The sequence below is a fragment of the Fredinandcohnia onubensis genome, from assembly GCF_002734215.1.
GTDB classification, from domain to species: domain Bacteria; phylum Bacillota; class Bacilli; order Bacillales; family Bacillaceae_L; genus Ferdinandcohnia; species Ferdinandcohnia onubensis.
The window spans coordinates 375,576-398,462 of the sequence record NZ_NSEB01000012.1; the positions used below are offsets into that span (position 1 = coordinate 375,576).

Here is a 22,887-nt window from a genome sequence, read left to right on the forward strand (position 1 = left end):
TATAAAAATAGCCTTCTAATTTAAGGTATTTACCTTTGTAAAACACTCTCAATTAAGGGTTCTATACCTCTATCAATCAATCTATCAACCATTCTTTGTGCACTAAAACGATTAACTGAGAAAGCAATGTGAGAAAGGATTCTCGCAGCCTTTTCCTTTGTCATAAAAGTAAACTGTTCTTGTAAAATTGTATTTGCAAGGGACGCTATAGGGTCATAAGATTCAAAAGTTGGGCATGAATCCTTAAAGTTTTCTTCGACAGCATTGATAACAAAACTCTCGTTGTTATTATTTAACTTCATAAAATTAATCAGTACGATTTTAAAGGAAGAATTCATTATTAATTCACTACATAATCCTTCTCCATCCAAGTTGTGTATAAATTGCTGTACTACCGTGGTAAGCTCTCCATTAATAATATCTTGCTTTGCTTCTTCTTTAAGATTGCTTTTTTGGATTATTTCATTCAGTTTTTCCATAGCATGTAACATTTCAATTGCGGATAGGTAACGATCTTCACTATTCTGACTTGTAGCTTTATTAACTACTTGTCCAAATTCATGTCTTTCATTATCTGGATTCCCTGTGAATATAAAGTTAATTACTTTTCCTAATGAGAATACATCACTTTTTTTATCTCCATCTTTAAGTGCATACATTTGCTCTGGGGAACAATAGTAGAATTGCCCAAAAGCATTAGTATGTAGGGTTTGATGAGAATGAATATCTTCGAAATTTTTACCCAGTCCAAAATCCGTTATCTTTATTTCTCCATTAACAAACAAGATATTTGAAGGGCTAAGGTCTCTATGAATTATGTTCCTTCCATGAATGATTGCCATTATCCTCAATACTTGTAACGCAATTCTCCTTTTTTCCTCAATAGATAGTTTGTTTTCTATTACATACTTAGATAAAGTAAATTCACCTTTTTCCATCTCATACAACATTTTATTTTCATCAAAATCATACAACTTAATTACACCTGGAATATCCTGTAGGGATTTTGTAATCTCATACTCTCTTTTAAATCTACTACGAATCCCTGGATTAGCAATATATTCATCTTGTAATTTCTTTAAGACCTTTTTATCACTCCTTCTTAGATAAACTATCGCAAATCCCCCTTCCCCTATTTGCTGAAGATCTTCATCCTCATTTATCAAAACATAGTTTCCATCTTTTCGTATTATCTGATTCGCATCATACTGTAATTGTTCATTAAAAAGATTTAGGGCTTTTTGGCTTAGTTCAATTGCATTAATTTCATTTACCTTGTTATCTCTCATAATAAATCTTTTACTCAAGATTAATGTAAAAAAGGCATCTATCCTATTCTCTCTCACCAAGTCCTGTAGTCTCTCTACAACATAGAACCACCTAGAGGGAAATCCAGATTGATAGATATCATTGTAACCAAAATACTGGTTAAAAAAGGCTACTAGGTCTCCTCCAGCTTTATATGAATAACATTCACCTGTATCCCCTATAAATACTTCCGAAATATACCTAAGATCTTCATCAGAAATCATTGCATTCCCCTCTATCCTTAACTGATTTATTTCCCTAAGCTAGATATGATTATTTGTATTTGTTCAAGTCTATACACATACAAAGGCAGCTCCAAATAAAGTTCATTGGAACTGCCCCTGTTGTTTTATCCTGTTGTGTTCATCACCAAGTAGTTCACATCATAATTCTCTCACTATTTCTTCATCTAAAATTGCTTTCCTCTTTTCCCAATCAGGAATTAAAGAGTAAAGCATTTGATAAAAGTTATCGCTATGATCATTGTATTTGAAATGAATAAGTTCGTGGAGAACCACGTAGTCAATACAGTATTTCGGTGCCTTAATAAGTTCGGTATTCAGTAATATTGTGTTTTTTTCTATTATAGCTGAACCCCAACGTGCTTTCATTAATCTTACATCAACTTCTGGCTTCTCAATTCCGTACTTTTGCACCAAAGGAAACATTTTTTCAAGGGATTCATTGAATGCCATCTGAGCTTTCTCACGGTACCATTCATCCATCAGTTTTTCTTTTCTACTTAGATTATCTGTATCCTTAACGTGCAAATAAATAAACCCCCGAAAATATTTCACCATTTCCTCTTCTGTAGTCTTTTGTACTCGCAAACGATATTGCTTTCCTAGATATCTAAAGGTTTCTCCACTTACATATTCCCTTTTACTTTGCTTTAAGGGTTGTACGTCGTTAAAACGCCCAATGTTTTTGATAATCCAAGAACCTTTTGATTTTACAAAATCTGAAATAAAGTCTAACGGAACTCTGTCATTTGCAGTAACCTCAATCGTCATATCTGGTTTGACATTGAGGTTTACGTTTTTCACTTTTTTCCGCTTTACAACGAAATCAATGACATTATTGGCATACTCAATTTGATGTTTTTCCATGCTGCTCCCTGCCTTAGTAACGTCTTAGAGCAACTGTTTTGATTTGCTCAATAATTTTATCTATGGTGTCAAAGTCAATATCTAAATTGTGCTTATCCTTAAAGTCAAATAATAAATCATCCAGCTCTTGAGCAATTCGATTGTGAATCTCTAAATTGTCATGCCAATCGACTTTTTGATGTTCCTTTATGATTTCATCCATCTTCTTTGCCAAATCACCCAACAGATTTGTGTCATAGCTTGAAGAAGTTTCTTTTGTTTCACTCAAAATATCTTTTGTAACACCATAAAAGGCTTGTGCATTGCGATTTTCTTTAATTACATTAGGATATTGTTCCGTTGATTGACCATTCTGATAGTCCTTCATTATATCCTTCATTCTATTCAGGTACTCAGCTTCAGAAATCCGTTTATCCCTATATTCTTGAATGGCTTCTTGTATTCTTTCAGAAAACTTTTTGTAATAGGATGGGTTTTCATCCCACTTAGCATGCACACTTTTTGTTAATCGAGTTCGAATGGCATCAGCTTTTGCCCGTTTTGATCCAAGACGTTCTATTTCTTCTTCAAAAGCCTTTGTATTTAGAATATCAACTGGATTAGTAATACGAATGACTTCTTCAGCAGAAATATAATTATCCATCAACTTTTGCATTTTTGCCTCATATTCTTTATGATCTATAGTATCCGAATAACGTAACTTCACGCTTTTCCGTAAATCTTGGAAAAACTTAAAATCCTTTTTATACTTTTGTAGTTCTTCTGGAGGCAAAGCATTATAGACTTTTTCTGACTCTAAGGCAATTCCAAGGTTTCTTCCAAAATTACTTAATACATTGTAAAAGCCTTCTCTCCGCTCTTCATCATCTAACCAAACCTCATATTCCTCTCTGTCATCCTGATTCTTGATTGGTGTAAAGATTTGGAGTAAATCGGAATAGTATTGTCGTAATGAACCAATTATGCTTATGACATCGTAAATAGCACCTTTTAAATCTTCTGGATCAAAGTTTTCCAAACCTGCACCAGAGTACATTTGCATTGCTTGATCTAACTTATCTAATAGTCCACGATAATCAATAATTAGCCCATAATCTTTTCCCTCATATAGCCGATTTACACGTGCAATGGCTTGTAACAGGGTGTGTTCCTTCATCGGCTTATCAACGTATAAAACTGTTGCACGAGGAGCATCAAAGCCTGTAAGCAATTTATCAACAACAATTAACATGTCAAGTTCATCGCCATTTACAAACTCATCCTTGATAGCATCTTCGTATTTCTCAGGTGTCAAGTAACGGTTCATCATTCGTTTCCAAAATCGTTGAATTTTATCTTTAGATTCCTCATCAACAACTTCGTGACCTTCTCGTTGGTCGGGTGGAGATATCACAACTGCACAATTTAAGTCCTCAAACTCTTCAAATGCCTCTAAATAACGAATGGCTTCAATTTTACTATTAGTAGCCAACATAGCTTTAAACTGGCTTCCTTGTGTCTTGTAGTTCTCCAAAAAGTGCTTATTAACATCTTCCGCAATTAAATAAATCCTCTGCTCCGAAGAGGCTAGTTTTTCATACTTACTCCATCTTTGTTTTACTTCTTCTTTTTGCTTGTCATTCAGATTTCTTGTAATCATTTCAAGGCGAAGGTCAATTGCCTTTTGGTTCACTGATTGCTCAACCATTTTCCCTTCATATAAAAGCGGTACAATTGCCTTGTCCCGAACCCCATCAGCAATTGTATACTTATGAATGAGCTTCCCAAACTTTATCATTGTACTTTTTTCTTTCTTCATTAAAGGAGTCCCCGTAAAGCCAAGATAGCAAGCATTCGGGAAAACTTTTTTCATCTTAATATTAAGCTCCCCATACTGAGTTCGGTGCGACTCGTCAACCAGCACGAATACATCCCTTGATTCAATTGCTTTTTGTTTGCTTGATGCCGAATCGAACTTGTGAACTAATGTGGTAACTATATCTGAATTATTGTCATTGATTAGGTCAACCAAATGACCACCTGAAGTAGCCCTGCTTGCCTTTAACCTCGTATGGCGGAATGTCTTATGGATTTGTTTGTCCAGCTCTACTCGGTCTGTTACGACAACCATCTTTGGATTGTATTCATGCAGCTCAGACAAGATATACCTAGCCAACATCACCATTGTGAGTGATTTACCAGACCCCTGTGTATGCCAAATCACACCGCTCTGACGATTACCGTTTTCATCCCGTACCTCAATTGTTTTTATGATTTCTTTTATAGCAAAATATTGTTGATAGCGAGCTACCTTCTTAATATCTTTATCAAATAGTGTAAAGAATTGAGTAATTTCTAGTAGTCTCTCAGGATGGAACAAGGAAATGATGTTTTTATCCTGTGTTGTTGGTAATCTTCCTTCTACTGTTCCATTTAGCCAAGAATTCAGCCAATTCTCTTTCTCTTCCTGCCATACAGACCAAAACTTCTTCGGTGTATTACATGTGGCATACTGTGTCTCATTTTTATTTGTAGCCATAACCAATTGAACAAACTTAAACAATTGGGGAACATAGTCTTTCCCCTGATTACGAATCATTTGACTTATTCCTTGACTCATCGAAATGGATGCTTTTTTGCACTCAATCACAGCAAAAGGAATTCCATTAACAAAAAGAACAATATCAGGACGAACCGTTCCACGCCCATCCATCCGCTCCACTTCAAATTCTTCTACAACATGAAACACATTATTCTCAATGTTTGTCCAATCAATATACTGAACGGTAAATGATTTCTTTGAACCATCTGGCAAAAACTCTGTATAGCTCCGCCCATTCATGATGGTTTCATAAATAGTTTCGTTTGTTTTAACTAACCCACTGGTTAATGGCTCATCTAAATCACGAATCGCCTGCTGTATATTGTTATCACTGAACTTATGAACTTCCCCTCTGTATTCATAGGAATTCAGTTCTTTGAGTTTTTCCTCGACAACCGTTCTTAACAGAACCTCGTGGAGATTCCCCCGCAACCGTGCTGCTTCTTCCGGTAATATATATTGATAGTCTAACTTTTGCAACACTTCGATTGCGGGGACTTGACTAATATACCGTTCATCGTAACTCTTCTCCCTTGCCATATTCACACCTCCATTATCAGAAATGGGAAAGTAAGTGAAGACATTTGTTCTACACTCGAACTTCTCCCGTTAACAGTGATTGCATAAGTCCATTCTTTTGTTGTTTTAAATAATTGAGTTCATCCACAAGTAATGTTACTTCTTTATCCGCATCATTTAAGATTTTTGCAATAGCCTTTTGTTCCTGTATATCCTGTGGAATATAAACTTTTACTCTACCTATATCAACCAAATTTATCTTCTGTGGAATTGCACTCAATAAAGACTTACTTAAAATATCCTTTTTAAATTCATCAGTAGCCATATATTGAACTAAGAATTCTGATAAGATTTTTTCATTGGTTTTTAAAAGAGCTAAGCTCACATAGATACTGCATTCATAGTCCCAATCAACTATTACAGCATCCCCAATACTACCAATTCTAGTCATTAAAATATCGCCTTTTTCTACTTTACATCTTGAGCTAATCGCAAGATGTTCTTCATGTGATATATATTTATGATTCGAAAAGTCCCTATTTGTAACACTTTCAACACTATAAAAAGGGATACCAGAATCAGTATAATTCGGTGTTGCATGAGTACCATCCATTATTTTAGTGCATAAATCTTTAAGTTTTTTTGTATCCCATTTTCCATCAAACCCATCCAACCTAACTTGACCAGTCAACAACTTCTGCATTAACCCTTTTTTCTGCTCTTTTTTCTGCCCAATCAGCTTTTCTTTTAGTTTAATTGCATTGTCCCAAGCTAAAAGTATAGATGATATTTTTTTCTGTTCATTTATTGGTGGAACTGGAATCTCCATTTTTGTAATCATTTCTCTTCTAACTGAGTCAACTGAGGTCTTAGCATTATACTTCTTCACTTGTTTCATGAAATTCATCTTAAAATAGTTAAAAAAGAAAAAGCCATCGACATCTTTAAATTCGCTTATCATATAGACTCTTTGATGATAATCAAACTTACCATTGTAATAATGAAATACTTTACCTACACCTACTCCGTCACCTGCTGTTAGAATAGCTTCACCATCATAAGAATAAGAATTTATACGTTCTACCGTTTGAGATCTCACAAAAAAAGGGTATTTTCCATTTTCTTCTTTGTTTACTGTATCCTTATTTCCAGTAGATATATTTGCAATTTCTTCTATATGTTTAACTTTCCAATCTTTTGGGACTGTTAATTTATACACCTTGTTCACCTACAATCCAAGCTCTTTCAAATATTTTTCCATCTGCTCTTCCACTTCTCGAAGCTCTTCTTTGATGTTCTTAATATTTTCCTTAACTGCATCCATATCCACAGGCTCTTCCTCTTCAAATGTATCGACATAACGTGGTATGTTCAAGTTATAGTCGTTCTCCTTAATTTCATCTAAAGTAGCGACATATGAATATTTATCAATCGTTTCTCTCTTCTCATACGTTTCAATAATTTTTTCAATGTCCTGCTTTCTTAATTTGTTTTGGTTTTTTCCTTTTTCATAATTAATCTCACCAGATGCGTCAATGAATAGGACATCTTTACGTGTACGGTCTTTTCGAAATACCATGATACAAGCAGGAATACCAGTACCAAAGAATAATCCCACTGGCAATCCGATAACTGCATCTAATAAGTTCATATCAATGATTTGCTGACGGATTTTCCCTTCACTAGAGCCACGGAATAAAACTCCATGAGGAAGAATGGTAGCCATCCTTCCATTCTCCGCTAACGAATATAGCATGTGCTGAACAAACGCATAGTCCCCTTTTGAGCTAGGTGGAACTCCCCATTCAAATCTTCTGAAAGGATCAAGCCCTGGTTCCATTTTAAATTTTTTATCATTTCCTTCACCAGCAAATCCCATCGCCCACTTATCTAATGAGAAAGGAGGATTTGCAACAATGACCTGGAACTTCATTAACTTACCATCATCTAAATGCAATGGGTTGGCCAAAGTATCGCCCCATTCAATTTTTGCATCATCAATTCCGTGCAAGTACATATTCATTAATGCCAATGAGTGCGTAGCACCATTACGCTCTTGTCCGTATATGGCAACTTTTTTACTTGGTACTTGTTTTGCAACTTTCAACAACAATGAGCCAGAACCAGATGTTGGGTCATAAATACGATCATTTTCTAGTGGTTTAACCAAACGTGCGAGTAGTTCAGAAACCTCAGCTGGTGTGTAAAACTCTCCGCCTTTTTTCCCTGCATCAGAAGCAAATAATCCAATCATGTATTGATAAGCATTACCAACAATATCTTCATTACCTAACTGAGAGGGTCTCAATGATAGTTGTTGAAAATCCTCCAATAAAGACCGAAGCATAGTATTCCGTTCCTTTGCTCTCCCTAAAATCGCTTCACTATTAAAATCAATATTACGGAATACACCACGAAGTTTTCCAGTATTTTCGTTTTCAATACGTTCCAATGCTTTGTTAATGATTTCTCCAATTTCCGGGTCATTTCTTTTACTGTACACATAGTCAAATGTTGATGTTTCATCCAATACAAATCGTTCTCTTGTTAAAGCACGTTGAATACGCTGTTCGTCTCCGTTGTAACGTTTCATATATTCTTCTACTTTCTCTTTGTACGAATCACTTAAATACTTGATAAACAACATGGTTAGGATATAATCCTTGTATGTAGATGAGTCAATTTTCCCTCTGAAGGTGTCGGCAGCTTGCCATAACACACTATTGATTTTTTCTTGAGATGTTTGTTCAACCATTATTTCTTCCTCCTAATATTTGCTGAGTAACTCCTTCAAAGAGCAACTCCTTTTCTTCAATCATTTTTTTGTATAGCATTTTCTCTTTTTGATGTAACCGGTAAAACTCTATCAATACTTTCTGTTTTGAAATTGGTGATAATATAATAGGGATATTCCTAATTGTATGTTGATTTGTACTTGGAATCCTACTACCTGCTTGAGAACGCTCAAGTTCCTTCTTCACATTCATCGTATTAAGATACCACGCTACATATTGAGATAATACCATTGTTTCATTTACCTTTATGATAGCAAAGTATGATGGAACCAATAAGCCAGCATGGTCTTTACCAATATATACAGCCGTATACGGTTGGCTTAGCCGCATCAGCACATCGCCTTCTTCAGTAAAGTAGTGGTCATCCAAATAATCATCACTGTCAAAATCATCAAATGAATCATTAACTATTAGCCCATCTTCACTAATATTTTTAAGCGATAAGAGTTTATATGTTGCCTTTACATCATATTCAATTTCGGCTTTCTTCCTACTAAGAACCAGGCCAGTCTTTATTTGGGCAATCTCACCAAGTTGCATGTCACACCTCCTTCAAAAATGTTAAATCGCACATTTAACTAATTCCTGTTAAATACAGTATATGACTTTCGATGAACAAAGTCAAATTTTTATCTAGTGATGTAAAATATTAAAAGTGCAGTTATACCGCAAGTATTTTTATCTATAATACATTAACTTTATAAAAAGAAAGGGGTTGTGTATATGGATAGAGAAACAATCATTACAATGCTACCGGCAAAAAGAGTTCAGGAAGTCAATAAGTTGTTAAAAAAACATACTCTAGCGGAAATATGTGAACTTCTCGGAATTCCATCTGGATCATTCAGCAAACTCATGAGAGAGGGAGATTACCTGTACCATCAAGCAGACAAACAATACTATCCGTTTGTCCGTTCTGAAGAGGAAAGAGTTACCAGTACCCTTACCGAACAGAATGATGAAATAACATTCATCAAGAACCATATTGACACTCTTAAAAAGGTGATTCAACAATTTGAAGAATCAGGGAATTTACTGCTTGATAAACGCATTTACAGCAAGAATGCAGAGTTCGCAAATAAAAGTATCAGGATGAATACTTCTATCTACGAGGATTTCAGTAAATTTTGTGAAGAATATTTTCCACACCTTAAAACACAAGATGTGATTGCTCAAGCATTGATTGATGCAATGAATAAGTACAAACCAGAAAACGGACGGGAGCAATAAGATGCACTCGTCTTTTTTTGTATTAAATTACATTAAAAAGGTGTCTATAGTGTTAGGTACAACACATTTTAGACACCTTCATGTTATTTTCACTTATTTTTTTAGATTTTGAATGGATTTTTCAAACATTTGGGGAAATCAGTGCGGTTTTTTGGAATTAGGACAGGATTTACTCCGATAGTAGCAAGATCTTGAAGGTATTTTCGATAGGTAGGTAGGGACATGTGTTGCTTTGGGGTGTCAATATTCCCTTTCGAGATCATCACGAGGAATGCACGAAGGTCGTCTTTTTTCTTTTTAGAGAAATGACTGTTTTCAATGATTTTTTCTGCCTCAGTAATTTTATAGTAATCCCCTCGGTGGACAATTGGAAGTGTGTGCTTTTCCATATACTCTTTCCACAACTGGTATGAAAAGTAGCTTCTTAATTCCTTCGGTCTGCCTTTTCCCTTGTCTTTTCTTTTCATGCTATTCAGATGGGCGTTTTTCAATCTTAATTCGTATCTGATACGACCAAAATCATATGGTTGGATTTCTTCACCATTTGCAATCCGTTCTCCTTCTTTATCATAAATGATTAACTCAATACTTTTACATTTGTGGTATTGCGATGTTTCGTATTTAAAAGGGCTGCCATTTTCATCCTTACCCCATTTGATTTTTTCTTTGTAGGCATACTTAGGAGTGTATTTTTCAAGTAAATGAAATAACAGCTCCCGTTCTTTTGGATTCGATAATTCCACATCCATTCTATAATCTATTCTTGTAAGTGTATGTGAATCAAAATAATCAGAATGCCCAAAATTTCGGATAAGGAATCTACGAATATCTGACTCTATCAATTCATAGTCTTTTTCTGTAATTGTCCCACTATTCAACATCTTTATAGCATCAACCTTCAATTGTAAATTCCAATCCCCATTTACTTGCTCCCAAGTGCGGGTAATTGCATACGCTGGATGACTCTTTTTTATTTCTATATTTAGTTCTTTAACTGCTGCACGGACATAATGATATTTGTTTAATCTAACACCGTACATAGAAAAGAGGTGATGAAAGTCTTCGCAGCTTATGAGTATCATAATTTCGAATGTGTGAATCAATTAAACCATCTCCTTTATTTTCGGTCTTGGGAGTAAATAAACCCTTTAATATCAAGGGTTTCCTTAGCTTTGTTTTTCCCGACCCCAACTAATTTAAAAGACTTCCCAACACATTGATAAAAACCAATGTGATCGTTAAGTAAAGCATCCTACTGAAGTTATAAAGAAATTATTCATCATATTCGTTCAATAACATTACAGGAGGTACATAAAAGTAATGGTTTAGTAGTTTTACGTTGTCCTAATAAATTTACAAGTATATGATTACAAGAAATAACCGTAAGAACTGTATTCTTACGGTTTCGTTTATTGGTATCTATTTGTCTTGTCATAAACATTATGTTGTTTATCTCAATCTTTTACTCTATTCGTCCACTTGTTTGTTCCTTTTTGCAATTTGCAACATCTTTTCAGTCATCTGTTGACTATGTTTACGATATTGCTCCATTATTGGTCGGGCTTTCCTTATATCATCAGAGGTTTTTAAATCAAAACCGAGAAGGTCTTCAACTGATAGAACTTGTCCCTCTTCACTTTTATCGACTTCGAATAATGGTAGTTGTAACCTCCTCCAGAAATCTGATTGCCTACCCTCATCATTTAAAATTATTTTTATTTCATATGTCTCAAAATCAGAAGTGGTTGCTACACAATCCCCTTCTCTCTTTTCAAGAGCCTCCTCAATGCTTTGTTTTAGCCGTAATAAAGCTGTTCTACTCGATACAATCAAAACGTCATCGTGTGGATGTCTTTGTGGGTAAATATGCAATAAAGGAATCCTTTTGTCATTTACTTTATCCATCCAGTATCACTCCCTATTTTCCATTTCATTAATAAGCGTCTCACTTTAAATCAGGGAGGAAATTCTTGTTCCGGACCATTTCCATATATCCGGTGATTCTCTTTTAACTATGCCTTTTTTGATGTTCATTTTTTCATTTTACCTCCTCTATCTTCGTCACATAAATTTGCTAATTCCTCTTCTTCCAATTTTGCAAGTGCCTCTATTGCAACAATTAAATGTTTTTCTTTAGGCCGAGAAGTAAAAAGAAGGTATTGTGCAACTTTTCCAATTACCAATATTGAACCCCAAATTATTTTTGGCTCACTCTTATACAGTTCAAATCCAAAAATCCAAGCAATTAGATACACCCAAAATGAGTCGCCAAACACCATAAATAATATAGAGAAGCAGATGAAATAGGATATTACCAGATTGGTTCCACAAAATGAATGAGTCCTTGGTTGCTTTCTTACGTTTTCTAATGTTAATTTTAGATTTTTCTCATATGCCGAAAAGACCATATGTTCCGCCGCATGATACGCCCCAATTGGGCTAATTTTTATGATAAGACCAGCAATAATTAAGAGACCCAACAACATCTCTAAACCGTTAATTTGTATCGTATACGAAAAAATAGAGTCTGATTTTGGGATGAATAAAAACTCCAACAAAAACAAGACGATTACAGCAACTAAAAACCGCCTCCAGTATTCAATTATTAAATCAATTACTATTGAAAAAGAGCGAACAAAGGGTAATGTTGAAAGAATAATAGTTATTTTATTGTTCTCCCTTATCAGTCCCACTGCTGTCGTTATTTTTCTATTATGGAATCGGGACATTGATTGGTATCTCTCTCCAGTAAAAGCCACAGAATTATAACCAGCCCTTCCTCCGTAAATCACCACTTTTCTATTTCCCCTCAATTCCTCACCCCTTTGATAGTTATTCTTTTCTTTAATCATCAATCTCTACATCCCAATCAAGTAAAATCATTTTCTTATAATTCTCTAATGCTTTATAATTCGCTCTTATCAACTTCTTGATTTTTTCTATCTATATGCTGTAATATCTCATTCGCCCTCTCATACTGTTCATTAGTAGTAATGAAATTATAGCTAGGTATGAACCACTCAGCGTTATCGGATTGATAGGCACCTTTAAAGCGTCCTTTCTCACACATGTTCGTAATTTGTTTCATGCTCAAACCTAGCTTTAGAGCTACTTCCTTAACAGAATATAACTTCATAACAACATTCCTCTCTAATCCTATTGTAATTACCATTTCCTATAATCAATGGGAGCATAAAAAAAACTCGTCCCCCTTGTTAGAGTACGAGTTTTAATTGCAATATAGATTCATCGTTAGTTAGCGAAAATTCATATATTTTCTTCATTTCATTCGATCTTCCCTTGATTAAGGTTTGTAGTAATCTTATAAAAAGTATATCTTAACACCAGTCTGTAATCAACAAGACTTCCACATCAAAAAGTTTTTAAACCCTCGAACCTAAGAACTTTGATTTATGAAATCATACTAATTATGATAGATATATAAACTAATTGATTCATTGAGAGGAAGTGAATTTAAAGTAATATACGATACAAAACCCGAAAATAAATCCACGCACTTTTAACCTCAGATGTATCCCAATCATTCTTTCAAACTACAACAGGAGGAAACACAATGACAAACGAAAGAAACTTCCACAATCACCCCACAATTACCCCCAATTGCAAATTACAATTCACTCTGCATGACATAATTGAGGTAGCATATAATCCCTCCAGCTCTTCTATTGAGAATGGAGATGAAATAGCATGACAACATTACTGCAAGATACAGAATTACAACAACAACTCTCCGTTAACCTTACAATCCCTATTCCTTCCGACTCAGTAATCATTTCCAAGGTAGAACTGCAAGAACTAAAGCAACAGCAGTTAAAAGGAGTTTATTGGACAATGAAAGACTTGGAAGTGCGAACTAATCGCAAACATGAATGGATTAAAGACAACATCCTCTATCCCCCAAAATTCAAAAAAATCCTCGATGTCGAAAAAGGCGGTTTCGTATTTTACCCACAATCAAAAGGACAAACTTGGTCATTCCATGCTTTAAAAATGGCAGAGTTTTTGGACAAGCATTTCCAACAAATATTCTCACAAAAAAGATAGAACAACCTAATCTTTAGGCTATACAAAATTCAAAACAGACTTTATGATAAGGGTACGCCAGGATGACCACCAGGCTACCCTTATCTAATTACAAAACAACTAGATAAGGAGACAGAAATTATGGCATCTTATAGAAAACGTGTAGGAAAGAAAAAAACAAGTTATGAATTTACAGTTAGCCATACTGTAAATGGCGAATCAAAACCTATTAAAAAAGGAGGATTTCGTACATTAGCAGAGGCAAAGGCTGCAGCGGCTGAACTGGAAACACAATTAGCAAAAGGCTTCAATCCTGTTACAAAGAAGATTCCTTTCGATGAATATTTCGAGGAATGGATTGGTCTATACAAAAAACATAAAGTCAGTACAACTACACTGAAACACTACGAATACTCTTTAAATGCAGTAAGAGAGTATTTTTCAGGGACTCCTATTCAGAATATCAAAAGACAAGAATATCAAAAATTTTTGAATTGGTTCGGTTCTAATAAAGCAAAAGAAACAGTCGCAAAAGTACATGGACATATAAAATCATCTGTTAAGGATGCGATAGAAGATCAACTCATCCAAATTGATTTTACAAGAAAAACAAAACCACATTGGACTGTACAAGCTAAGAAATCAATAGAAAAGCATTTGAACTATGAAGAAAGTGAACTGCTTTTACAGTGCATACGGAGTAAAGTTGATGAAGGATTAGGGTATTCATTAATACTTCTGATACTTACATCAGGAATACGTTTCGGTGAAGCTGTTGGATTAACTAGAAAAGACTTCGACTTTAAGAACGACACCATAAACATAAATAAAACATGGGGCTATAAAAAGAATTCCCCTGAAGGATTTGGCCTTACAAAAAATGAACAGTCAATTCGAATAATTAAAATGGACAAGATCACGATGAATCATTTTAAAGAATTGTTCAACACCACACCAACAAACATTCATGAATTAGTGTTCTACAGTCCAGAATCGAAATACAAAGTCATTAGCAACACCAATGCCAATAATTTGCTAAAGAAACTTCTATTGGAACTAAACATTGAACCAATTACTGTTCATGGTTTAAGACACACACATGCAAGTGTACTTCTCTATAAAAAACTATCTATTAACTATGTTTCCGAAAGATTAGGACATAGCGACATTGAAACAACCTTAAAAGAGTACACTCATGTTATCAAAGAATTACGTCTGCAAGAAGAGCAAGATACAGTCCAAATATTTGAGAGTATGGCTGTGTAAAAGAATGCGTAAAAAATGCGTAAAATGATTTAAAAACATATCGTCTTCAATCGAATACTAGAACAAAGAAAAAAGCTCATAAACCCTTTCAAATCAAGGTTTACGAGCTTATCAATTACTATCAATCGTAACTAAAATTAATCTCAAGATACCGGTGGTCGGGGTCAGTTGTGAAGCATGGTAATTAAAGTAATATTCAAATTAAGCGTTACAATAATTTTATTGCCCACCATCAGAAATTCTGCATCTAGCGTAATGGTTTCTATTGTTTTGGCATAGAACTATTTCTATTAATATTGTATCCAATCTTTGGCGCTAAGTTAAGTAATTACTTAACCCCTATAATAAGGACTCAAATTCATGAACATCTCCTTGAGCTCTGCTTCATCCACATCATGTTGAAAGATATATTCCAAAAGCTCCTCTTGCTTTGCTTGTCCTAAGCTTAGTCGGTAAAGCTGAAGTATTTTCATCAAGCGTTGATATTTGTGCCCATCCTTACTAAATGGGTAGATCGGCACAATTCTTTCTATTTGTATACCCTGATTCTCAGAGAGAGTCCAGTATGGTACTAACTCAGATGTATTTTCATTACGTTCACTTTTATTCGCTTGATCGAACATCTCTTCCCAAATATCTTTCTCAAATTCTAAATCTCCATATTTCCTGGCTATATTTTGACGAATAGCAAAGGATTTGTAGCGATTAATTCTTCCTTCCCGTTGTTCCAAGTCAATCGGATTAGAAGGTAGGTTCCAGTGAACGATTTTACGACAATAATAATGAAAGTCTAGTCCTTCTTGCCCAATCGAGGTGGAAGCAAGTACAAATGGACGGAATGGTGAATTGAAAGATCTCCTGACACTCTGTTTTCTGTCGTGTGCCCTGTCCTCGTTTCGTTTATCGGCGAAACCAACAGCATAACTTGTACGCATACGTAATCCTGATGGAGCTGTTCCTGTTGTCACCCTTCTCTTGAAACTAGAGAAAGTATCTACTTGCAATGGGGCGCTTCGAAACTCTAACGATTCTTTTATCGCCTCAATAAGCTCTTGATTTCTTTCCGTCGTATCCTTATGTTTTAAACCACCCTCTTCAAGCAGCATATGAGCATATTCATCAATCATTGCCTGAAAGTTGCCATCTACGCAATATCGGAGGACATTTTTCCAATGGGTGTGTTCTCTATCTTTCGTTGAATACTCCAAATCAACGATAGCAATTGCTTCCTGAGAATTGAACCTATTTAGTACTGATTTGCCAAACATGACGATATCCGTTAAAGATGTTGAGTCAACTTGATCTAACATTCGTATCCCACAAACGCTCGGAGAACCGAGTGCCATGCTTACCAATACTTCAACTAAATCATCTGGTTTCTTCCCTAAATTAGGGTATTCCTCGGATAAGAAAATCTCCCTTAACTCTTTAAAGTGAAGTGTTAAGGCTTTGTCGTCTCCATCTTTCGTATCTCCTTGATCATCAACTTCCATAAAACGCTCAGCAGAGAACCAATCCTTCATGACGGGTTCCTTTATATCAAATAAAAGTGGAGCCATAAAATACCATCGCTCATCTATTCTAGCACTTTCTTCTTCCGGAATCTCATTGAGCATTTCCCTGATTTTTTCAGTAATCTCCACTTTTATCTCAGCTAGTGTTACTTTTCGATTTAGGACATCCACCGGGTCAAATAATTTTGCTAAAGAAATAGAAGGATAGAGTAGTGTCAGATGATTCATATTAGATGGTGCGTTATCTTTCATGACAAAGCGAATACGTGGCTGTGGGAATCTTCTCTCTGCTGAATAGAGATAATTCTTTTTACTTTTACGTTTTTTCTTATTAGGTATCTTTTTTATCATTTCTCCAACCGTTAAGCGCTCTGCTTCATAAGAAAGCAACGTTGCAATTGATCTAGGCACCATTTCCCAAGCAGAAAACACTAACACTTTTGAAAATTGCTGATGTCCAGTATAGCTTCCTCCAAACTCGTAGTATGGACGGGATGGCGGAACCCACAATAATCTCTCTGCCCCTTGAGGCAACGCAATTTCCTTTAATTTTGATAGTCTAGCATTTACATCAGGTATTTGCTTATAATTATCAATACTTTTTCTTTCAACCCATAGTCCTTCTTTATTGGCTAAGGGAACTTTGTCGGGATGATGGTTGAAATACTGGGAGATTTTCTGTTTCAATTTATATTTATCCATAAAAGACATCAAATATGGTGCAGATTTCACATATTCCACCGGCAGTTTATCATTTAATTCCGCTTCTTGAAGCAGTTGATCCAAATTTATATAGGATCTTACATCTTCATGAGAAACCTCTAATTTCTCTACTCTTCCTTTAATCAATTCACTTGCGCCTTCTGCAAGCATTCTTTCGGTTCTAGCTATTCCTTTATAAAGCTGCTCCTCAGCTTCTTGCTTTTTTGCCCTTAAAATAACTAAATCATGATGTGTAAACTCACTTAATGCAGTGGAGTAATCTTTCCACACTGTTTCAAACCTCTGCTGTTGATCTGGTTTTTTCTCAAATAAGAAATTTGTGACCTGGAAGAACTCCTTGTAATGATCATCACTACCTGACTCCTGGATTTCCTCCAATGTAGAATACATTTTATAAGGTGTCGCCGATAGCAGGAGCGTTTTCACTTCTTCATTTGATGAGTTACCACTATTAAAAAATTTTTTTGCAAGAATTGCGGTCTCACTTTCACTTTCTGTATTAATTAACTCCGAAAATCGTTGGAATTCATCCATAATAACCAGATCTGGTTCCATCATCTTCACACTGATTTCAGCCATCATTTTTCGTAAAAAAAGAATGACCTTTTTTGAGCCTTTTACTCTTGCATCTGGAAAGTTGTGTTCCTTTATGAGTCGACAAACTTCTTGAAGTTCATGATTAATAGTAGGATTGTTACCAAATGCTAGTTCGATTTGTGAGAGAATCGTTTCAATGTATTCCCCATGACTTATCTCATCTACAGTCAAGACTCTATCCTCAAAATAGTTCTTTAACCAGTTCCAACTAGATTTGGCCTTGTCCATCATGAACCAATCTAACTCTTCAATATGTTCATGAAGTTCATTATGTCTTTTCAAAAAAGCAAACATCAAAGCTCTTTCATTTGCACTACCAAAGCCGGTAGTCATTTCAAATGATGTCATCGGTGTTAAAGGAATTAATTGAATATATTTTTCCTTTAGTTCTTCATCATACTTATCTTCAAAAATTCTAAGGTGCTGCATGGATAAACGATTATTCGAAGCCTTTTCTACCTGTACGTTCTGATCAATCATTAATTTCTTCAAATTCTGGCTAGCAATGCCCTGATTCGAACAAACATACACAACCTTAAATAAAGGATCTTCTACTATTTCCCTATGGTACCGAGCGGTCTTGGCAATAACCCCTTTAGCTATTAATGTTTTGCCAAGACCTACTTCATCAGCTACAAGTACACGGCTATAATGATTAGTAAATAGATAATGAATTCGTTCAACCGTGGCTCTTTGAAAATCCTTGAGTCCCGAAAGTATTTCCTTTTCTTTCTGTTCCAGATTTATCATGTCATTCACCTATTCTGATTTGCCCTTTTAAAAGTTTGATACAATTTTTCGAAGTCTTCTGGGATGATTTCTTCGTCACGAATAATATCAATTACATATTCCACATCATCAAGTTTTTCAGGAGAGCGCGAAACTGTCCTCAACATATTCTCATACAGAATGGGTCCATCCATATAAGCAGAGTCCCATGCAAAGTCTCCTTTTTTGTTTCTCTCAGACTGTTCAAGTGCTGCTAGTAAGAAATCATCTGCTAATAGAAATGCGACATATCTCAGAAAAGTCATCGGATCACGAATAATGCTTTTATATATCTCGCTATCTCTGTCAGCTGGTATTCCCTCTGTTTCAATTTTTATAATTCTTTCAACTTGGGTATCACCTATTACAGCCTTTACAGTGTAAAATTCCCCAAGTTCTAATAAACTCAAATCATAGAAAAGCACGGTTTCCTCTAATAATTTCTCCTGTACTTGACTTAACAATGGTTTAATAAAAAAACGAACACTACTTGGGATTTCCTTGCTATGGATAGCTAACGAATATGTACCTTGAGTCTCTGTAACAATTGCCCGTAAATCACTTCTACAAAGTTGTTTAATCCCTTTTTGTAGTTGTTCTAGTAAGTCTTCTTCCTTTTCTCCTTCAAAATCCGGAAGAGATGCTATTTTTTCAAATGGATTATCTTCCTCGTCTTTCCCAAATAAATCTTCAAGCAATTGTTGTATTCTAAACCCATACTTCTTGTATTTTAATTTAAGTAGAAATTCTACATTTCCATGAAACGCATTCCTAGAACAATTGGCAGAACCTATGTAAAAATGGTGTTGATTATATTTACTCTTCACATACAATTTTGCGTGAATATCCTGGGGCTGTGCAATCTCCATATCCTCGTCATCTTCTTCGCTAATCACACCTTCGCCTTCAACAATCATTTCTTTTAATACATAGATATCACAATAATCAAGAATATCCTTTTGAAGCTTATGTAATTCCGTTCTTCTTGTAATCAGTACAAACTTCTCTTCTGACAATTTTTTCTCTGTCAACTCTTTTAACGTACTTCCACTTAAGAACGGGGACATAATAATGAGATCATGATATGTTTCAAAAATATCGGTATTGTCTTTACCATATTCTTTGATCCCAAGTGGCAGAAAATCATAATCCACAAAGTTACCACCTGGTACAAAATGTACAAAATCCAACTCTGATAGGAGATTCTTCATCGCTTCCACCTTAGTCGTATCTGGAACATAAGGAAGTAGATGATGAAAAAAGTCCTTTAACGGTTTCGTCTTAGGATTCACATCCTCTTGCCTTTCCCCTTCCATTGCCAACGCAATATCCCAGCTGCGGTCAAATGTTAAATTTCGTGTTAACACCAGGAGTCGATATAACTCCCGATTTTCTTTATTCACATATTTAACTAACCATACTTTTGGATGGAAGGAGAGATCGTTTTCTAACGCGATTTCACTTACACTGTTTACTAATAATGCAAAGATTGTATTGTTTTTCTGAGGTACCTTTATTTGCCCTGCTTCGCAGAAGATCATAAATTTATCTGATGCTCGTCTAAGTCCTTCCAACATAAAAATCGGATTATCTTGAAATGTATGACTCATCTCTTCTGCTAAACTTAGCGCTAGTGGCACCCCAATTAATGCCTCTAAATCAAGTGAATAAGTCGTCCCAATCGCAAATTCAACTTCATAATCCACGGGTGGCTTTAATATGTCACTATAATTCAATCTGTTTTTATCTGGCTTAAGCACGCTACTCCTCCATTCCGTCCAAAATATCGTTTATTATCGCCTTAGCAACCCGAAAACGATAATCTAAGGACCGAATTCCAACCCATTTCCCATCATAAGAGAAGGCCTTCGAATTATATAATTTGGCACGATCCTTTGATTTTAATTCTACTTCTCTATTAATTAATAGGTTATCGATTTCACCCACGTCACCATCTATTGCAAGCTTCTGCCAATCACGGAGGAAATTCTTCAATCGTATATTTCTTCTTTCTATTTGTAGAAGGCTTAACACCTCTAAATAAGGAAAAGAAGAAAATTCATTTTTCACAAAAGAACTACTGAGCCATTTCTCCCATTCTTCTAAGGCGTGCTCATTCTCCTGTTTCGAAAGGATGACATTGTATCGTATATTGGCTCCAGATATAAATTTATTAAATTTGTTTGCTAACTGATACATCCCTTTGATGTGATCAGGTAAATCAAACATCTCCCCGATCATTTCAAAACTTTCTACAAGTTTTAGTTTTTCGGGATCTTGATGTAGTAAAAAAGCAAAAAGACTGTGTTCTGTTTTAGAAGATAAGGTAATTCTTTGCTTCAAAAACTCTGCTTCATGTCGAGTTAGCTTTATTTGTAGATTTTCTTTCCAATCACTTTCAGGAATTAGACAGTGCCAGAAAGTCCCATAATATTCATTTCCAGCATCAATATCATCTGTCTCCTCGTCACCTAAGGATTTTAATGTTTGCTTATTTCTTTTCATGGCAAATACTGATTTAGCATAGTTATCGAGGGTAAGATTTTCATACTTAAATATTTCAAATTTCCTAAGACCATTCCAATAGATGCTGGATGGCTTTCTTTTTAGTTTCTTACCAGATCTCCCTCCAATAATCCCATCTAAATCCTTGCCTTGTTTTAAGATATCAATAAGTTCTAATTCTTGTTGGGAAAGCTTATTCAGAAATTGATTATGACTAGAGAATGATTCTTTTTCTAGCTCCATTACTAAGTAAGGAACAATAAAAAAGTATTTTGCTCTCGTTTGTAAGGTAGATGTACCAGGAAAGAACATATCTGAGAAACCATCTCTAATCATCCCAATCCCAAGCTCATCCACAGCTCCTTTTTGGGCTAGCAAATCGAGAATGGCCATCACTTTATTTCGATGTTCATTCGAGTAATCAATCCAGCCAATTTGAAGAGGATTTACCATTTGAATGTCCTCCTGTTTTTTTCATCGTTAATCTTTTATTTTTATAGTTACTATTCTTTTTCCTTTTTTCTAAATGCGGTAATCCTTTATCACCCTGGAGGAAGGTACTGTTATTCCTTGTTGCTAAATATCGCTAGCCCCAAGGAATTATTACGAAATATTTCCCTCTGGTCTATATCGTGCATCAACAGCGCCTTCCAATTCCGCTAATATTTACTGACTTTTATTTTCTTAGCTATTGTTCTTATCTAACATGTCTAGGATTACATTTACTACTTCATTCATATTTTTGTCATCTGACAATTGAACTTCGCAACAAGACCCATTCCAGAACTTTTGCACGGAAGCAGATAGAGATTTGATTGGATGAGAAGGCAGCATAGGTCTTACAAGGTCTTCTTCTCTCATCAAAACAATGCGAAGACTTCTCTTATTAAAGATAAAGATAGCCTGTTTTTTATTCTCTCCTCTTCGCAATCCTATATAATATTTCGTAGCGTTAAACTCAGCTTCTGGATATGTTTCTTTCACCGTCCCTCGTATTGAAAGGTAAAGATTTTTAATCTTATCAATCGCATAGTCCATATGTATTTTTTCTGTGTATTCTTTCTTCACTTCTTCGTCTGCGTCTTCGTCAATATTCATGACAGAGTATTCAACATTTTCGAAATCAGGATCAAGTGTAAAAATAGTTTCCTTGCCGTCACTATATTTTTTAAGTATTAATAGTTTCACCGTATTCCCCCATTCACCATAGGTTTCCATGATGTCCGGTAACTCTTTTTTCTCTCCATCAATAATAATCAAAATGTTGCGGCTGGTTTCCACTGTATCCTTCATGAATTTATAAAGCTCTTTCCTCCCTATCAGACTTCGGAACTTTTCCGTAATTTCTTTATCCTCCTGCACAAGAGAGTATAGTTTGTTTATTAATTCGTCCTGGCTTTTACGATTATTAAAAAACGCAAAGAATTTTGTAATTTGTGGAAAAATATGACCATAAAAACTGTGTTGGCTTAACTCAGCTTCAACAATATAAAACACAGGATTGTTTAAATCCGACAAATCAAACAAAAAACCATCTGGTATACTCCCACCAAGTGATTTTCCTTCAATCTTTTTCTTCGCATCAATATAAATCGAACGTTGACCAAAAAATAATTCTGCATTTTGGACAACGTCCCTTTCTAATTCACTTTCTTTACTATAGGCAACTTCTGAGAAACGTTGATTTTGATAGTACACACTCATATTCGTTAACTCCCTTTTAAATATTCTCATCTATTTTCGTCTAATAATCTGATAAAGACGTTAAGCGGTTCTTTTAGTAACATTAATAGGGAAATTATACCATACCTTGTTCATATCATTCGTAATTAAGAAGCTCTAATAGTGGCCTTAAAAGTTAAAATTACTGCGAATCCCCATAAAAAGGGCCTGACCCCCAACACAGTAAAGTTTTACGGTGGTGAGGG

General features: G+C 35.1%; 17 protein-coding genes. 3 read left to right on the forward strand and 14 right to left on the reverse strand.

The features are described 5' to 3' along the window. Positions 1–29 precede the first annotated feature (29 nt). The 6 genes from CKK03_RS16280 to CKK03_RS16305 form a co-directional block, all read right to left on the reverse strand. Positions 30–1,532, reverse strand: a complete 1,503-nt coding sequence (locus CKK03_RS16280) for a serine/threonine-protein kinase (protein WP_099363589.1) — start codon at positions 1,530–1,532, stop codon at positions 30–32. A gap of 159 nt (positions 1,533–1,691) precedes the next feature. Then, positions 1,692–2,417 (reverse strand): YgjP family zinc-dependent metalloprotease, encoded by a 726-nt coding sequence (locus CKK03_RS16285; protein WP_099363590.1) that lies wholly within the window; start codon positions 2,415–2,417, stop codon positions 1,692–1,694. 13 nt (positions 2,418–2,430) lie between these two features. Continuing rightward, on the reverse strand, positions 2,431–5,538 hold the full coding sequence (locus tag CKK03_RS16290; RefSeq protein ID WP_099363591.1) for a type I restriction endonuclease subunit R: 3,108 nt from the start codon (positions 5,536–5,538) through the stop codon (positions 2,431–2,433). A gap of 49 nt (positions 5,539–5,587) precedes the next feature. Further along, the gene (locus tag CKK03_RS16295; RefSeq protein WP_099363592.1) at positions 5,588–6,736 is read right to left on the reverse strand and encodes a restriction endonuclease subunit S; all 1,149 of its coding nucleotides are present in this window, start codon (positions 6,734–6,736) and stop codon (positions 5,588–5,590) included. A gap of 9 nt (positions 6,737–6,745) precedes the next feature. Continuing rightward, positions 6,746–8,272, reverse strand: coding sequence for a type I restriction-modification system subunit M (locus CKK03_RS16300; RefSeq protein WP_099363593.1), 1,527 nt, complete (start codon positions 8,270–8,272; stop codon positions 6,746–6,748). Further along, positions 8,265–8,852: a restriction endonuclease subunit S gene (locus tag CKK03_RS16305; RefSeq protein ID WP_099363594.1), complete on the reverse strand. Its 588-nt coding sequence runs from the start codon at positions 8,850–8,852 to the stop codon at positions 8,265–8,267. Before CKK03_RS16305 ends, CKK03_RS16300 begins: the two co-directional genes overlap by 8 nt. Positions 8,853–9,035: 183 nt before the next feature. Between CKK03_RS16305 and CKK03_RS16310 the strand changes: the two genes are divergently transcribed. After that, positions 9,036–9,542 carry a hypothetical protein gene (locus tag CKK03_RS16310; RefSeq protein ID WP_099363595.1) on the forward strand — a complete coding sequence of 169 codons (507 nt, stop codon included), beginning with the start codon at positions 9,036–9,038 and terminating at the stop codon, positions 9,540–9,542. 101 nt (positions 9,543–9,643) lie between these two features. Here the strand turns inward: CKK03_RS16310 and CKK03_RS16315 are convergent, their stop codons facing one another. The 4 genes from CKK03_RS16315 to CKK03_RS16330 all read right to left on the reverse strand — a co-directional run bounded on the left by CKK03_RS16315 (position 9,644) and on the right by CKK03_RS16330 (position 12,678). After that, positions 9,644–10,645, reverse strand: coding sequence for a hypothetical protein (locus CKK03_RS16315; RefSeq protein ID WP_099363596.1), 1,002 nt, complete (start codon positions 10,643–10,645; stop codon positions 9,644–9,646). 364 nt (positions 10,646–11,009) lie between these two features. Beyond that, the gene (locus CKK03_RS16320) at positions 11,010–11,447 is read right to left on the reverse strand and encodes a hypothetical protein (RefSeq protein ID WP_099363597.1); all 438 of its coding nucleotides are present in this window, start codon (positions 11,445–11,447) and stop codon (positions 11,010–11,012) included. 125 nt (positions 11,448–11,572) lie between these two features. Further along, entirely contained in the window at positions 11,573–12,394 is an 822-nt protein-coding gene (locus CKK03_RS16325) for a DUF1385 domain-containing protein (protein ID WP_099363598.1), read from the reverse strand. Positions 12,395–12,447: 53 nt separating this feature from the next. Then, positions 12,448–12,678 carry a helix-turn-helix domain-containing protein gene (locus CKK03_RS16330; RefSeq protein WP_099363599.1) on the reverse strand — a complete coding sequence of 77 codons (231 nt, stop codon included), beginning with the start codon at positions 12,676–12,678 and terminating at the stop codon, positions 12,448–12,450. A gap of 572 nt (positions 12,679–13,250) precedes the next feature. Between CKK03_RS16330 and CKK03_RS16335 the strand changes: the two genes are divergently transcribed. Then, positions 13,251–13,607 (forward strand): DUF771 domain-containing protein, encoded by a 357-nt coding sequence (locus tag CKK03_RS16335; protein ID WP_099363600.1) that lies wholly within the window; start codon positions 13,251–13,253, stop codon positions 13,605–13,607. A gap of 120 nt (positions 13,608–13,727) precedes the next feature. Beyond that, the gene (locus tag CKK03_RS16340; protein WP_099363601.1) at positions 13,728–14,852 is read left to right on the forward strand and encodes a tyrosine-type recombinase/integrase; all 1,125 of its coding nucleotides are present in this window, start codon (positions 13,728–13,730) and stop codon (positions 14,850–14,852) included. 332 nt (positions 14,853–15,184) lie between these two features. Here the strand turns inward: CKK03_RS16340 and CKK03_RS16345 are convergent, their stop codons facing one another. From CKK03_RS16345 to CKK03_RS16360, 4 genes are all read right to left on the reverse strand, one after another. Next, a complete protein-coding gene (locus tag CKK03_RS16345) occupies positions 15,185–18,436 on the reverse strand; it encodes a helicase-related protein (RefSeq protein WP_099363602.1) in 3,252 nt (1,083 codons plus the stop codon). A gap of 5 nt (positions 18,437–18,441) precedes the next feature. Further along, positions 18,442–20,214 carry a phospholipase D family protein gene (locus CKK03_RS16350; RefSeq protein WP_099363603.1) on the reverse strand — a complete coding sequence of 591 codons (1,773 nt, stop codon included), beginning with the start codon at positions 20,212–20,214 and terminating at the stop codon, positions 18,442–18,444. Between the two features lies 1 nt (position 20,215). Then, positions 20,216–21,412 (reverse strand): DUF6361 family protein, encoded by a 1,197-nt coding sequence (locus CKK03_RS16355; RefSeq protein WP_099363604.1) that lies wholly within the window; start codon positions 21,410–21,412, stop codon positions 20,216–20,218. A gap of 231 nt (positions 21,413–21,643) precedes the next feature. Further along, the gene (locus CKK03_RS16360) at positions 21,644–22,663 is read right to left on the reverse strand and encodes a hypothetical protein (protein ID WP_099363605.1); all 1,020 of its coding nucleotides are present in this window, start codon (positions 22,661–22,663) and stop codon (positions 21,644–21,646) included. Positions 22,664–22,887 lie beyond the last annotated feature (224 nt).

Coding starts and splice junctions, on each gene's coding strand:
- CKK03_RS16340 (WP_099363601.1), top strand. CDS start 13,728: ATGGCATCTTATAGAAAACGTGTAGGAAAGAAAAAAACAAGTTATGAA.
- CKK03_RS16355 (WP_099363604.1), bottom strand. CDS start 21,412: ATGGTAAATCCTCTTCAAATTGGCTGGATTGATTACTCGAATGAACAT.
- CKK03_RS16310 (WP_099363595.1), top strand. CDS start 9,036: ATGGATAGAGAAACAATCATTACAATGCTACCGGCAAAAAGAGTTCAG.
- CKK03_RS16335 (WP_099363600.1), top strand. CDS start 13,251: ATGACAACATTACTGCAAGATACAGAATTACAACAACAACTCTCCGTT.
- CKK03_RS16360 (WP_099363605.1), bottom strand. CDS start 22,663: ATGAGTGTGTACTATCAAAATCAACGTTTCTCAGAAGTTGCCTATAGT.
- CKK03_RS16285 (WP_099363590.1), bottom strand. CDS start 2,417: ATGGAAAAACATCAAATTGAGTATGCCAATAATGTCATTGATTTCGTT.
- CKK03_RS16345 (WP_099363602.1), bottom strand. CDS start 18,436: ATGATAAATCTGGAACAGAAAGAAAAGGAAATACTTTCGGGACTCAAG.
- CKK03_RS16330 (WP_099363599.1), bottom strand. CDS start 12,678: ATGAAGTTATATTCTGTTAAGGAAGTAGCTCTAAAGCTAGGTTTGAGC.
- CKK03_RS16305 (WP_099363594.1), bottom strand. CDS start 8,852: ATGCAACTTGGTGAGATTGCCCAAATAAAGACTGGCCTGGTTCTTAGT.
- CKK03_RS16325 (WP_099363598.1), bottom strand. CDS start 12,394: ATGATTAAAGAAAAGAATAACTATCAAAGGGGTGAGGAATTGAGGGGA.
- CKK03_RS16320 (WP_099363597.1), bottom strand. CDS start 11,447: ATGGATAAAGTAAATGACAAAAGGATTCCTTTATTGCATATTTACCCA.
- CKK03_RS16280 (WP_099363589.1), bottom strand. CDS start 1,532: ATGATTTCTGATGAAGATCTTAGGTATATTTCGGAAGTATTTATAGGG.
- CKK03_RS16290 (WP_099363591.1), bottom strand. CDS start 5,538: ATGGCAAGGGAGAAGAGTTACGATGAACGGTATATTAGTCAAGTCCCC.
- CKK03_RS16300 (WP_099363593.1), bottom strand. CDS start 8,272: ATGGTTGAACAAACATCTCAAGAAAAAATCAATAGTGTGTTATGGCAA.